The sequence below is a fragment of the Elusimicrobiota bacterium genome (assembly GCA_041660185.1).
Classification (GTDB): Bacteria; Elusimicrobiota; Elusimicrobia; order 2-01-FULL-59-12; family 2-01-FULL-59-12; genus JBAZWU01.
Window position 1 is genome coordinate 1 of record JBAZWU010000013.1, and the last position, 14,733, is coordinate 14,733.

At 53.8% G+C, this 14,733-nt stretch carries 12 protein-coding genes; all 12 read right to left on the bottom strand.

Features of this window, described 5'->3' with window-relative positions; genetic code table 11:
- On the bottom strand, positions 1-1,263 hold a 1,263-nt coding region (locus WC859_09470), incomplete at its 3' end, for a hypothetical protein (GenBank protein MFA5976373.1).
- Between the two features lie 32 nt (positions 1,264-1,295).
- Positions 1,296-2,423: a PorV/PorQ family protein gene (locus WC859_09475; GenBank protein ID MFA5976374.1), complete on the bottom strand. Its 1,128-nt coding sequence runs from the start codon at positions 2,421-2,423 to the stop codon at positions 1,296-1,298.
- Positions 2,424-2,487: 64 nt separating this feature from the next.
- Positions 2,488-3,075: a T9SS type A sorting domain-containing protein gene (locus tag WC859_09480; GenBank protein MFA5976375.1), complete on the bottom strand. Its 588-nt coding sequence runs from the start codon at positions 3,073-3,075 to the stop codon at positions 2,488-2,490.
- A gap of 178 nt (positions 3,076-3,253) precedes the next feature.
- Positions 3,254-3,910, bottom strand: a complete 657-nt coding sequence (locus tag WC859_09485) for a putative Ig domain-containing protein (GenBank protein ID MFA5976376.1) — start codon at positions 3,908-3,910, stop codon at positions 3,254-3,256.
- A gap of 101 nt (positions 3,911-4,011) precedes the next feature.
- Positions 4,012-6,441, bottom strand: coding sequence for a putative Ig domain-containing protein (locus WC859_09490; GenBank protein MFA5976377.1), 2,430 nt, complete (start codon positions 6,439-6,441; stop codon positions 4,012-4,014).
- A gap of 164 nt (positions 6,442-6,605) precedes the next feature.
- Positions 6,606-7,553, bottom strand: coding sequence for a hypothetical protein (locus WC859_09495; protein ID MFA5976378.1), 948 nt, complete (start codon positions 7,551-7,553; stop codon positions 6,606-6,608).
- Positions 7,528-8,973 (bottom strand): MBOAT family O-acyltransferase, encoded by a 1,446-nt coding sequence (locus WC859_09500; GenBank protein ID MFA5976379.1) that lies wholly within the window; start codon positions 8,971-8,973, stop codon positions 7,528-7,530. The genes WC859_09495 and WC859_09500 overlap by 26 nt, the downstream gene beginning before the upstream one ends.
- Before the next feature lie 17 nt (positions 8,974-8,990).
- Positions 8,991-10,163: a glycosyltransferase gene (locus tag WC859_09505; GenBank protein MFA5976380.1), complete on the bottom strand. Its 1,173-nt coding sequence runs from the start codon at positions 10,161-10,163 to the stop codon at positions 8,991-8,993.
- A gap of 76 nt (positions 10,164-10,239) precedes the next feature.
- Positions 10,240-11,328, bottom strand: coding sequence for an acyltransferase (locus WC859_09510; protein MFA5976381.1), 1,089 nt, complete (start codon positions 11,326-11,328; stop codon positions 10,240-10,242).
- Positions 11,329-11,414: 86 nt separating this feature from the next.
- Positions 11,415-12,782: an O-antigen ligase family protein gene (locus WC859_09515; protein MFA5976382.1), complete on the bottom strand. Its 1,368-nt coding sequence runs from the start codon at positions 12,780-12,782 to the stop codon at positions 11,415-11,417.
- A 9-nt stretch (positions 12,783-12,791) separates the two neighbouring features.
- Entirely contained in the window at positions 12,792-14,045 is a 1,254-nt protein-coding gene (locus WC859_09520; GenBank protein ID MFA5976383.1) for a hypothetical protein, read from the bottom strand.
- On the bottom strand, positions 14,045-14,704 hold the full coding sequence (locus WC859_09525; protein MFA5976384.1) for a hypothetical protein: 660 nt from the start codon (positions 14,702-14,704) through the stop codon (positions 14,045-14,047). Before WC859_09525 ends, WC859_09520 begins: the two co-directional genes overlap by 1 nt.
- Between the last annotated feature and the right edge of the window lie 29 nt (positions 14,705-14,733).

Sequence of the window (14,733 nt, forward strand, 5' to 3'; positions counted from 1 at the left end):
GGTGGGGATATCCAGGGAAGGGGTCTGGCTGGCCGCCGACGTGAGATCCATGGTTGCAAAGGAACGCACCTGGCGACCGACTCCGGGATTATTCAATATCCATTGCGCCCAGGTTTCGATTTGGGCATAGTTGGAGGATTCATCGATCAGGTAAAGAAAATAATCAGCGCTGGGGACGTTCGCGCTGAACCACGTGGCCCAGGTGTTGGTGTGATTGCGCATGTCGGTTTCCGTGCCTGTATTCCAGCTCCATTGACCGTACGTTCCAATGGAATACACGTTATTCCCGACGCCAACGCCGGGACCGTTATAGTCGTTGGCTGAGGTAAAGAGACTCCCATCCAGTCGAGGGACTGATTCACTGCAGGGCTGATCACTGCAGTTGTCATCTCCGATCAGCGATATCTTATGGCGATGGGCCAGCTGGTAGTGGCGGTTCCGCAGCAGGATGGATTGGGGACCTGAGGCGGAGTAGCGGGTGTCGATATTGCCGGTGGAATAGAACAGCATGGTTTTGGAAGAAGGGGTGTCTGGGAGGGTGAAGTTATAGACCTGTAGCTGAACAGGGATGCTCGCAACAATCAATCCATTTTCCCTCACAGTCAAGGTGCCCAGATAATGACCTGCCGGAGCTGTCTTGGGAATATAGATGTCTCCCCAGATGCTTTGGTTGGCTCCCCCGGTAATGTTGAAATAATTAACCAGTTCGAGCGGCACAGCGATGTCCGGATAATATTTGTTATGGTCGGGCCGGCTGGTCCAGGAGCCGCTGCCGCTGCCACTGCCACTCCAGGGACGCCTCATCCGCTGCGGAATATGCCTCTCATCGTAGGTCTGATAGGACACGATACTTAGCCCATTAATCTTCAGATACCGCACATAGAAGAGTTCGATGTTGCGCCCCACCCAATTGAAGACCCCATCGCCGGTTGTGGCGGAGGAAGTGATCGTAGCCCCGGAGGGGCCGCTCAAACTGTTGAAGGAAACCGTTACGTTAGATGCCGCACTGGAGCCGGCCTCTAAAATGACATTGAAAGCCACCACTTCGTTTCGGGCGCCGAAAATGGAGATGGAGTTTCCATCCCAGACCGAATTTTTGACGTTGGTTCCATGGGTCGCCCGGAGCTCGTCCTGTGTGACCTTATCTTCGCCGTTATTCGCCCAGACAGCGGTAATGGCCGAGGCCGCTTGGACCGGCTGGGCTGACAAACACAAGGAAAGCGTAAGAATGAGATGGGTCGACAACGCCAAAAGTCGTTTCATGGAAGTTATATCCTACCTAAATCAGCTGTGAATTATCTTTGTTTTGGTTTGCGTTGTTTCTGCGGCGGTTTAGGTTTTGCCTCGGTGTTGTCGTCGGAGAAGAGTTGCATCAGTTGTTGATACTCCGGATCATTTTCATCCATTTGATCATGGGTCATGGGCTTGTTTTTGATCGAGCGGGCATCGATCAGGTTTTGCTTGGTGCGTTCAATACCCCCGAAGCGCAGTACAAGGGAGAAGTAATGGGTATTTCCCAGATCTCCGAGCGGCACCCAGGCGTAAGAGAATTCATGGCCGCGGAACAGGAACCCGGTGCCGAGCGTAAAACCAGCGATAACACCGAGTTGTTTGACTGTATCGGTTCGATAGCCAGCCCGGAACAGCATGGCCGGATATGCTTGCCATTGCGCGCCGACACGGAGATTCGCCAAACCGGTTTTCGGATAAACCCCTTCCGCGCTGAATCCCCACCGCGGATTCATCGGATAGGCGGCTCCCAGACGGAACGCCAGCGGTAGAGCGTCTCCTTCGTCCAGAAAGGTCAGTTTGCTGCCGACATTGGTCAAAACCGCGGCCAGTGTTAGTTTATTGGAGAAGCGGAGCATGCTGCCCATATCGATGGCATAAGCGCTGGCTGATACGTCGTCAATTTTGGCTCGAATTGTTTTGGCCGTCATTCCAAATGAAAGTTCACGGGTGATCAATTGCCCGTAAGACAAATTGAAAGCGGAGTAGTAACTGGTGAAATTGCCGGTGGCGACGGGATTATAGGTGTTATCCAGCGTGTACCCGGTCATATCGCCGCTTCCGAGGTATTGGATGGAACCTCCCAGACCGGAACCGGCGCAGTCCAGGCGATCGCGGCAGAGGGCGCGTCGCGGCAGAGGAATGACGAAGCTGGCGTATTCGTAATGGATGGATTCCAGATAGGAAAGGTACTGACCCGCCATTTGGGTGGAATCTAGGAAACCCAACCCACCCGGATTCAATGTGGGGGCATAGGCATTATCCGCCAGCGCACAATAAGCTGCGCCCATGGCTGCTGGTCCGGCTCCAACAGGAATATCCAGAAATGCAGCCCCTTCTGTTCCTGGAGAAGCGTGAGCCGGGACAGAGATCAATAACAGCACAATGAGAGCGATTTGAATGCGTATCAGCATGAGTTTCTTTCCGGATTTCCAGCGTGATTATGATATCAGTGTTTGAACGGCAGAGAGGAACTTCCTATCGAACAATGGCAAACTGTCCCCGTGTCTTTTGCCCATCAGGTGTTGTAACAAGATAGAGATAAATGCCTGAACCGGCTCTGTCCCCTGAATCCGTGGTTAAGTCCCAGGTGGCGGTGGTGTCGGCTATGGGGAGGGTTTTTACGAGATGCCCGGAAACTGTGAAGATTTTAACGGTGCTGCTGAGAGCCAAATTGATAAAGGTAATGGGAGCCCCGGAGTTCCAGTCGGCCCGCCAGGGATTTGGATAGAGGCGTACCGCCGAGAGTTCCGCGGGAACCAGCGTGACATCGGCTTGGGCGGAAGGAGAGACCGCGTTGCTGCTGTCGGTGGCTGTCACGGAAATCAGGTAACGGCCCGGAGTCAGGTCATGCGGCCCCAGATCCGCCATGCCGCTGGCTGTTGAAAAGCTGGCGCTAGCTGCCCGTGCCAGGACTCCGGTCGGTGCCGCCGGGCCGCCGGCCGGGCTTGTTTGCTGGGTAATAGACCAGTTGTAAGCGGTGACGACATGTCCGGGCGGCCCGCTGGCTGAAACGTGTGCATTCACCGGAAGGATGTTGGGAAGTTTCAGGATCGGTGCCGGCAATGTGCCGGCACCCACGACCACGGCGACGGTGTTGCTCGCCCCCGAGTATGTTCCGGAAGAATCCCGGTAGCTGACCGCCGCGGTGTTGAGGATATCCGCCCCGGCCCGCAGGGGGGTTGTCAGTAAAACAACCCCCGCGATGATTTTCCTAATGCCGCTTCGAATGGGACACCTCCGGCTAATTCACTCTGACCTGGAAACTCACCGTGCCGGTCGCGCTGCCGGCGATCGTTCCCAGATTCCAGGTGATGGTATTACTGGAGAGTGTACCACCTCCAGTGATCGAACCGGAAACCAGTGTGGTTCCAGCCGGGACCGCATCGGTTATGACCACAGCCGTGGCATTGCCGGCACCGGTGTTCTGGTACTGGATGGTAAAGGTGACCGTACCGCCGGAAGTCGCCGTGGTCGGCGAGACGCTTTTCTGCAGCACAATCGTCGCGCCCGTGCGGATCGTTAACGTGAGCGTGGCTGAACCTGTCCCGGCGCTGTTGGTCGCGCCAAGTGTCACGGTAAACGTTCCCGCGGCTGTGGGTGTTCCCGAGATCAATCCCGAGTTGGTGTTGATGGAAAGCCCCGCCGGAAGCCCGGTGGCGCCGTAGCTCGTGGGGATATTCGTGCCCACCACTTGATAGCTGAACGCTGTTCCGGCGTCTCCTGTGGCGGTGATGGCGCTTGTGATGACCGGAGGGGTAATGACGGTCGCCGTGTTGCTGGTGGTGTTATAGGAGTTTCCGCTGGCGTCCCTGTAGGCTACTGAAGCGATGTTGGACACATTCGCCCAGGTGAGTCCCGGTAAAGCGAGACAAAGGAACATCGCAATAATTCGATTCATAGCAGTCACCTCATTTTACGTCGTCATCCCCGAATGCTTCTGTCGGGGATCCATGGATTCCCTGCCAGAGACCGCAGGGAATGGCAAATCAAAAACATGCACTAATTGACCCTGGCCTGAAAACTGACGGTGCCGGAAGATCCTCCGGCCACGGTCCCCAGATTCCAAGTAATCGTACCGCCGGAAATCGTGCCGCCTCCGGTGATGGTGCCGCTGATCAATGTCGTGCCGGTTGGAACCACGTCCGTGATGGTGGAGTTGGTCGCATTGCCGGAACCGGTGTTTTGGTACTGGATGAAGAAAGTGATGGTATCGCCGGGCCTCGCGGTGGACGGGGTGGCGCTCTTCTGTAAGACAATCGTGGTAGTGCCGGCGCTTCCCACTGTTAAGGTCAGCGTGGCGGTTCCTGTCCCGGCGCTGTTGGTGGCGCGGAGGGTTACCGTGGAAATCCCCGCGGCCGCGGGGATTCCGGAAATTGTTCCTAAAGACGTGTTAATAGAAAGCCCGGAAGGAAGTCCGGTGGCGCTGTAGCTCGTCGGGCTATTGGTGGCGGTAATCTGGTAGCTGAACGCTGTCCCCACCGACCCTGTCGCGGTCGTAGTGCTCGTGATGACGGGCGGCGAAGCCGGGGGTGCACCGGAGATAATGTTGGCGAGCTGCAGCCGCGCCGCTTCCCAGGCATCGGGATTGGTGGACCAGCTGATGTCGGTGAGAACGTAGGTCGGATCGCTCGGATTGTCTACGCCGTATTCCCATAGGACTTTGGGTACGATCTGGTTGACGATGGTCTGGGTGGCTTGCGGATTAACGGCCGCCGCCATCGTCAGGTAGTCCACATCCTGAATGCCGCGGCGCCAGTATTTCAGGCGCAGGCTGGCGAATGGACCATTTACCCCGTAGGACGATGAGGTGTATACCTTGTCGGTCCCGGGATAAAAAAGGACCCCTTCCCCATTGCCGTAATTCCACCCCGTCTGACCAAGCACGGAATCGGAGGAAGGAGTCCCTCCGAAGGCCTGGGCTGTTTGGAAAACATCCGTTTCGCCCGTGCCTCCTTGGTAATTGTTGTAGTAGGTTGATTCCCAGTTAAACCATCTGTTGATGTTTTTCTTATACTGGCCCCACGCCCGTGCACGCAAGGCCACTCCGTCATCTTCCGTCGCGGTGGATCCGATGTAGGGCCGGTATCCGTTATAGAGATAAAAACGTTTGCGGGCATCGTTCGTATATTGGTCCACCAAGGGCTGCCATTGAGATGTGATGCCTATATTCCCGGTGGAGGTGGGGATATCCAGGGAAGGGGTCTGGCTGGCCGCCGACGTGAGATCCATGGTTGCAAAGGAACGCACCTGGCGACCGACTCCGGGATTATTCAATATCCATTGCGCCCAAGTCTGGATTTGAGAGTAGTTGTCCGACTCATCGATTAGGTAAAGAAAGTAGTCTGTAGTTGGAGAATTCTGATTGAACCAGGTGGCCCAGGCGTTGGTGTGGTTGCGCATGTCGGTTTCCGTACCGCTCTGCCAGCCCCAGGACCCGTAGGTCCCGATCGAATAGATGTTGCTGCCGGTGTTCACGCCGGGACCGTTGTAGCCATTGGTTGCGGTAAAGAGACTTCCGTCCAGCCGGGGAATTGACTCGGCACAGGGCTGATCGCTGCAGTTGTCATCCCCGAACAAGGAAATCTTATGACGATGAGCCAAAAGATAATGTCGATCCCGCAGGAGGACAGATTGAGAGCCGCTCGCCCCGTAACGGGTATCGATGTTGCCGGCGGAGTAGAACAGCATGGTCTTGGAGGAGGGGGTATCGGGGAGCGTAAAGTTATAAACCGTGAGCTGTACCGGGATCGTCCCAACCGTGACACCGCCTTCCTTAACCACAAAATTTCCAGAATACGTGCCGGCAGGAGACGATTTGGGAATGTAGATATCTGCCCAAATGCTTTGGTTGGATCCGCTCGCGATGGAGAAGCTCGGCGCCAATTCTAACGGAACAGCGATGTCCGGATAATATTTGTTATGGTCAGGCCGGTCGGTCCAGGAGCCGCTGCCGCTACCATTACCACTCCAGGGACGCCTCATGCGCTGCGGAATATGCCTCTCATCGTAGGTCTGATAGGACACGATACTTAGCCCATTAATCCGCAGATACCGCACATAAAAAAGTTCGATATTGCGCCCCACCCAATTGAAGACCCCATCGCCGGTTGCGGCGGAAGAGGTGATAGTGGTTCCAGAGGGGCCACTCAAACTGTTAAAGGATACCGTTACGTTGGATGCCGCGCTGGAGCCGGCCTCTAAAATGACATTGAAAGCCACCACTTCGTTTCGGGCGCCAAAGAGGGAGATGGTGGTTCCGTTCCAGGCAGAGTTTGTGACTGTTTTCCCCTGAGTGGCTCGGAGGTCATCTTGGGTGACTTTGTCTTCACCGTTGTTGGCCCAGATAGCTGAGATGGCTGCGTTTGCCAATCCAGGCAAATCCAACAATGACAGGCTGAGCGCGAAGATTAATATTTTTTTGAGGGTCATAGTATTATTTATTGGCCTCATGGTATATAACTCATTTGTTAACGTTTGTAAAGAACAATTTAATATTCAAGTCTATTAATAGTTCTATTATGTTTAATTATAGGCATATATTTAACTATAAATAATTATCTATTGTGAATCAATATTGCGCTAAAGAAATATATCTACCGCAGCGATCTTCGGAGTTCGGCAGAATCGAGCAGTCTCCGGGAGAGCTCGCGAGTAAAGACCGTCCCGCCCTGCTGCGAGAGGTGATAATTGTCCATATAATCGTTTTCAGTCAGACCTTCGGGTCTGCGTAGGTCGATCAGGGTCGATCCATTTTCCTTGATAACGGACTCCAGCGTGGGATCAATTGGATAATGAGCGGGTACGGGAATGGCGATGAAGACCACTTTCGTCGGACTCTTCTTCATGAATTCAAGAAAACGCGTGAGCCGTTTGTATCGCCCGTATGAGCCAATTTCCGAGACACTTACGTGTTTTTTAATGGCTTTGTTCATCTCTTGGGCGGATGATTTGTAATAAGGAATGACTGCGCCCAGCAGCTGCGTGCGAACGCGGTCCCGATTCGCGTAAGCGCTTGAGACGGCGTCCAGGAGATAATCGACGCGGTTGCTGAAGTCCCAAACGTCATAGTGAAAAGCTTCCGAAACGGCGTCGAATCCCGCAAAATAGCCTCCCAGAAGATCCACGTGGATCCGCTGGGAATCACATAACTGCTCCTCAGCGAATCCGATCAAGAGAAGCGCCGGATCAGCGCCGGCTGAATGCACATAGCGTTTATAGATGTAATGCCAGTCGGCCATGTTGGTGTCATCCGGATGGATCTTCGCGATGTCGACATTTGAAAAACCCCGAGCCGACAGGTCTTTCATGAGTTCTTCCGGGATTACCCCTCTGCGCGTCAGCGAGTTGCCGAGAAAAAGAAGCGTAGGACGATCCGCGTGGCTGTGAACGGCGACGATTTGCGGAATCTCCCGGATATGCCGCAGATCGGCGGACAGGGTTGTTCCGTACAGGCGCAGTCCAACTTCGCATGCAAGGAAGATGCAGGCGACGAAGATCAGAACGGGGGTTTCCCGCTTAAAATTGAAAATAAATGAACGCATGGGCTACCGGTGATGGAAAGAATAACAGCATGACGGCGCAATACGCGTACACCAACGCCCGCGGCCACCAGGGAGAGGATGCCAGCGCGAGCAGGTCTTTCCTGCGCTCGACCCAAATCTCATACAACAGCAACGGACCAGCATAAAAGGCGATCTGCCCGAACATCGAAATGGCTACCGGTGTGGGCTGCGGATGGGTGACGATCAGCCGGATAAAACTCAGGGCCTGCGACATCGACTCCGCTCTGAATAAGAGCCAGCCCAGGCAAACGAAATTGAACATGAGAAATACCCGCCAGAACCTTCCGAACAACGAAAGCTCCGGCGCCGCGCCTTTTCTCGTTTCCCCCGGCGTTAGCCGGTATCCGCACAGCAGGAGGCCGTGAAACACTCCCCAGGCGATGAACGTCCAGTTCGCGCCATGCCAGATGCCGCCGATAATCATGGTCAGCAGAAGGTTGCGCTGGGTCATCCATTTTCCCTGCCGGTTCCCGCCCATGGAAATGTAAACATAGTCTCTCAGCCAAGTGGAGAGGCTGATATGCCACCGGGCCCAGAAGTCGCTGGGCGAGACGGCGAGGTACGGCATCTTGAAATTGTCCATGAGGTCGATTCCCATCCACTTGGCGGCGCCCTGGGCGATGGAGCTATAGCCTGAAAAGTCGGCGTAAATCTGCCAGGCGAAAGCATACACCCCGGCCAGAACCTCCAGGCCGGAGAGCTGAGATGGGTTACTCTGGAAAATGGTGTTGACCAGGGAAGCCATGTTGTCCCCGATGACGATTTTCTTAAAGAGACCGAGAACGATGTAGTACAGACCCAGCTGGAAATCCCGATCCCGGTAGAAACGAGGGGTCTCAATCTGCTTCAGCAAACCCCGTCCAAGAGGATCGTGTCCCTTCGTTCCAGAGCGCATAATGGGCCCTGCCACCAGATGCGGGAAGAAGCAGACGTACAGACAAAAGTTCAGAAAATTGGTTGCTGGCTGGGTCTTGCCTCGGGAGATATCCAGAACGTAACTCATGCTTTGAAACGTATAGAAGGAAATTCCAACCGGCAGAATCACATGAAGAATCGGGAGCGATGCCTTAATACCGAGCGTGGTCAGGCCATGGGCCAGTTCCGCCGAAAAAAAGTTGTAGTACTTGAACACGCCCAACAGCGCCAGATTCACGATCACCGAGATGGAAACATAATAGCGGCGTTTCGGTCCCTGAGGTGTATGGGCCACCAGCTTCCCGAGGTAATAATCCATGACCGTTGAGAAGGCGATCAGAATTAAGAAGCGCCAATCCCACCATCCGTAGAATAGATAGCTGGCCCCGATCAGGAAGAGGTTCTGCTTTTTATAAGGCAGAAGCCAATAAATCGGCAGGACAACCGCAAAAAATACCCAGAAGATCCAACTGTTGAATAGCATAAAAGTCGATTAAGTCCTCATGACGTCTTTCGCCGGGAAAGAGCGGCCTCAATTTCCTGAAAAACATAAGCGACGCGGGCCTCCCAGCTTTCGGCGGCGGCCAAAGCGAACCTCTGTTGGCGGCGCTGGGGCCCGGTGTCATCCAGCGCGCGCTGTACCTGACGAATAAAATCGGATGGATTGTCGGCGGTGTATACAAAATCGGTAAAGCGCTCCAGACTCGGAAGAGGAGTCGAGACCACGGGCAGGCCAAGGGCCAGATATTCGAGCAACTTCAACGGATTCACAGACGCCGTCAGACGATCCTGTTTAAACGTGATCAGGCCCACGTCGAAATGAGCGGCATAGCGCGGTAAATCTGTATAGGAACGCGGCCCCAGCCAGTGCAGGTTGGGTGCCCCCTTGGGGGCCTTGTAATCACTCCACTCCGGACCGATCAGCACCACGGAAGCTCGCGGAAACGCCTGAGCGACCTGGATCAGCAGATCCGCGTTAACCCAGGGAGCTAGCAAACCGTAAAAACCAAGAATCGGACGCGGCAGATTCTTCATTTCCTCGGGGATAGGCCCGAGAGGGTCCGCCGTCGAATGGAAGTGCTCAAAATTAACGCCATGCGGTAGCAGCAGCGTGGGGGCTTTGGCCCCCTGTTTTTTGCGCTGTAGTTCCTCCGACGTCGCGAAGATCAGGTCCGCTTCAGACAACATCTTGTTTTCAAGAGATTCCACATAGGCGCGATCAACACCCGGCAGCGCCGGGTAATCGTCCGTGATGTAGTAGATTAAAAGTTGTTCGCCCAGCTTGTTGGCCACTTCCGCCCCGACCGGCGAGGAAACAAATAACACAGGCGATTCCATCCCGCGTGCCCGCAGTTGCTGGCGAGTGCCGCGGGCAAGCGCAAAGCTATTCCACTCCCTGACCGCCGCCACCGAGTTAAAAGGGATTCTGATTGGAGAGTAGACGTGCAGCTTGCTAGGCACAGGAGTTTTTTTTGAATCCGGCAGCAGCCATTGCTGAAGTTTGCCCATGACGCGCTTCATATCACGAAGATTCAAACGGGGGCACCGCATGCCCACGGCGTTCACGTAGAGCAGCGGCTGAGTATCTGCCAGCCGGCTGGCCAGATGCTGCGTGCTCGAGGCATGAAGCCCCCACTCGTCCCCAAAGACGACAAATGACAAATTTTGGATCATGCTGGAAGATCCTTTAAAGATTTCTTGCTGAGAAGGGACTCTGACGATACGACTAGTCTCATTGGCCAAATACTCGTCACGCGTGAAACACTTTCACACGTGACTTAAACTTGAGGAACTGCTGCTCAATGAGATAGTAAGAAGCAATGGATACCGTAAACACGCAAATGATGTTGATTGGGAACCGATAGGAGATTCGAGTAGTCTCCATCGGATTGAGGAACAGTTCCTGCCACAAGTAAATCGAATAACTCCACAGGCCAATCAAGCGCAACGGATACCAGTTCAGAATACGGCCCACCCAATCCGAAGGGAACCGCACGCAACGATCTAGCAGCAGAAAAATGCCTGCATTGGCCATGGTTTGCCCCAGAATCCAAAACAAACTCGGGCTGATTTTATAAGTCATTCCAGCGAGTAGCATCAGAAACAAGGGAACAACAATAAATGCAGGCATAGACGTGACTCTTGTATATCGTTTTATTGCTCCCAAATAGTTATAGAAAAATGCCAGCAGACATCCCGACGCCAGTGCATCAGCCACGGCCTGGAAATGCCGCGTCATCGCTGTGGGACTCGCTGAAAACCCGTAATACATGAGAATGCGGATGAGCGGGACCATCAACACGGTTGTCGCCGCGATCCGCAGCGCTCGTCTTGGCTCAACCAAGAGAAGCGTCATCGGCCACAGCAGGTAGAATTGTTCCTCAACCGACAATGACCAAATATGATTCAGAGACCACGCCCGGTTGAGGTGGTAATTCATTGTGTATGTTAGGCCATGGAGCATATCCCCTGGTTTAAGCATCACAACACCTATTCTCTCCAGAATAAATATAGCTGCTGCATAAACATAGAACGCAGGAAAGATGCGCAGGGATCGCCGGAGGTAGAAGTTCCTCAACGAGATCTGTTTAGTTGCATCGAATTCCTTCAACAGAAGCGTGGTGATGAGAAAGCCCGAGATGAGAAAAAACATGCGTACCCCAAGGTTACCCGCGTGACTCACTAAGTCCAACAGCCTCGGGTAGCGTCCACCATCAATCGAATGGCCGGCTACCACCAGCAAGATGGAAACCGCTCGCAAACCGTCGAGAGAGGGAATTCGGTCAGGAAGCTGCGGCGCAAATGTAGATCGGACGATGCCGTTGTTTGCATTTAACATTTCGTTCTCCTCGGGTATGTGGGACGCTATCTGGAACACCGAGTGGATACCTCGGGGCGACCCAATTAATCCGAATATTGGTTGGTTTAGTATTCATTGTCAGGCCGATCCCTCAGGGAGTCCGAGGCCATGATCAATCCCGCTAAAAGGTATAAATACATCAAATAGGTGTGGGACAGAAAAGTCATCGTCACGCCGTATCCCGCGATGGCATAAAAATGGTCCGGCCATGGTCCTCGGTTGCGCCAGGCGATTTTGCTAATCATGACAAAATAGCTGACAAAGAGAATGCCTCCTGGGATGCCGGACTCGGCGAATGCAAGAAACCAGCTTGAATGCGCGGTCATATGCTGCCATACATTTTCTGAAAATTGTCCATACCCCACGCCAGAGATCGGGTGGCGAAGAGTCAATTTGATCGCCACTTGCCAGAAGCCGATCCGGCCTTCCGCAGATTCCTGCATGTCTGCTGAATTTCTCGGGAGGGCTTTGATCGCGGTAATATAACCCGCGCAGAGGAGACCGGCCAAAAGCAGCATGCCGAGTCGTTTTTTCCCGTTAGTCTTCAGATAGCATACAGTGAGGATTTGTACGACCAGAGCAAGCATGGCTCCGCGGGATTGCGAGTACCAAATCACAAGAACTGACAACCATCCGTACAACAACCCCGCTAGCTGTTGCAAAAGATTGGCCGTCTTCTGGAAAAACCGGACCAGCGCAAACGGGAGAGTCATGACAATAATCGCCGCGAGGTCGTTCGAATTGCCAAACATGCCGCCCGTTTCGAGGCGGACGAGAGCAGCAGGGTCTTTGATATAAACCTGATAGGACCGTATAACCATGAGCGCAAGAACACTCATCACCAGGGTCCACTTGAACTGAGTAACGCTCCTCTCGCTTTCGATGAAATACACGGACATCACGAAAACAATAAGCGATTTGAAATAAGTGCCAAACCAATCCGCTTGGGTTTCCGAAATATTGGAACTCTGGAAAGTCGTCAAAAACAGCCATGCGCTGAATGCGAATAAGAGCATTAAGATGCGAAAGGTTCGGACATTGGGTTTTCCATGCAAACTGGGATGGATGATCCATGAGACCATGCAGAGAATCCCAAGGCCGGCCATAGGCGGTAGGTTGAATCTGACGATTTCCCAAGGTCGCAAGAAAAGGAGATGTACAAAGAAGCATAGGGCATTGGCGGGGTGCAGAAGCGATAAAGTAAATCCAGCCGCCAACTCCACCGCGAGCAGAGGGGACACTTTGGCAAGGGCGGCAGCGAAAAACAAAACCAACACACAAAAAAGCGCGATAAACCAAGCCGCCTGAATTTTTCCGAACTGCGTGTAATATCCTGACTCGGATGCCCGCTGAAGCTGCGTCCAGGTCATCATGGCGAGAAAGATGAGGAGAATGACGGTTTCAAGATGGAGATAGCGAATGGGAAGATCCACGGCAACGCCTCAGGGATGGCCCGCCTGGTTTTTTGAGGGAGCTCCAATCAAAGTCGGATGTCCAGCCAGTTTCTGCGGGAAGGCGGGTAAGTTTCCAACGAGCGGAATCTTGAGATGATGCGCCAGTGTTTCCGTGCGCAGGGCGCTGCGGTCGAAATATTCACGAATGGCTACGCTGAAGAGCGCCAGAAACAGGCCGAAAGCGAATCCCCCGAAAGCAAAAAGAGGTTTTTTGGGGAAAAGAGGCGCCGTCGGATAAAGCGGGACCTCCGGGGTGGAAAAGTAATCTCCCTGGCGTTCCTGGTCAGAGTCGATGGCGATGTTCAAATAATTCAACTTCTTGTTCAAATCACTGAACACTTCACGGTTCGCATCCCCTTGGATCACTGGTTTCCCTAATCCAGCCGTCGATTCACCCCGGCCGTTCCGAAGGCTATCGTCCAGACGGTTGGCCAATAGAGTTTCTTTGTTGCGCAACTCCTGCATTACCGGGTGTTCATCCGTATATTGCGTGCTGAGTGCCGCGATCTGCCCGCGGATCTGCCCCAGTTGTTCCCGGATGAGCTGCGGGGAACTGGCCACCGGAGTGGGAGCCGGGGAGGAGGAAGGCTGAAACGTATTCGTCAGGGAAGCCAGCTGTCGTTGGATCGCATCATGGAAATTGACCAGGTTGCGCTTGCGCATCTCCAGCAGAACTTGAATCATTTGCGCGTGGATATCCTGCACAACACGGAACGTGATGTCGGGATTGGAATCAATAAAATCCACTTGATAGGTGGTGCCGGAGAGGCTGAAGATGTCGATATGGGATAGCAACGTCTGACGTTCCGCAAGGAGTGCATAATTTTCGTTAGGAAGCTGATACAGCCTGTATCGAACAAGGAGTGTTTTCAGGCGGGTGCGCCAGCGTTGAACCAGAGACGGTGAGGCATGAGGGTTCTTGAGTAAATAAAGTCCGTATTTATCTCCCAGAGAGTCCAGAAATTCAGGCGTGAGAGCCTGGCGCAGAAGGGAATCGCCCTGAGCTTTCATTTCACTGACGCCGCCAATGGACGGGAAGAAGTCTCCGATCAGCGGGTTCTGGAAGAATTTCGCGTCAATCGTCAGAACGAAGTGAACTTTATATCTGCTAGGAAGAACAAAAGACAAAGACAGAAAAACGATCGAGCCGATCAGCGGGCTGATCATCAGAGACCGCCTGTATTTTAAGAACAGCCTCGGGATGTCCTGGAGCGTAAGTGTGGTTTCCGAAAGAGTGAGCATCAGGCGAACTCCTCATTCGATATAAGACCCACCAGTCGAATGGCTGGATCCTGCGCGATTTTTAAACAGGCATTCAGGTCCGCGGCATTGAGTAGTTTCCGGCTGACAATCAGGATCGACGCGTCCGCCTGGCGCGCGACGGTCAATGGATCGATATTGTTTTTGTTCCGGGTATTCAGAGCGGCGGTATCCAGAAGGACCAGGCCGTAGGCTTTCGCAGTGTCTTCCGTCAATTTCTGGATCAGGGAATGATCGGGTCCCCTTTTAAATTTTGTGCTGATGCGGATCCCGGCAACGATTTCGGGTTCATGGACCAAACTCTCTTCGGTGGTCAGCTTCTTGGCCGCAGAGGAGGGAAGTTCATTGGAGCTTTTCCGGAACTCCTCCAGGGAGGTGACGTCCACCGCGGAGTCTGACGCGTCGAAGCATTCCCGGAGGAGCAGAGAGCCGCTGTTTTGAGCCGTCGTGGTGTCGACCGCCAGTACCCGGGTGCCGCAGGCTTCCGCATAAGCCCGGGCGGCCGTAGCGCAGAATAACGTTTTCCCTTCCCCGCTGAAAAAACTGAGGACAGCCAGCGAACGAAACATCGTTTGCTGCTGGAGCGCGGCGAGGTTATACGCCAGATGCTTCAGCTCGGTGTATCGCGCAAACTCTTTCAATCGGGAAGTTATCGGCATAGAGTTAAAGG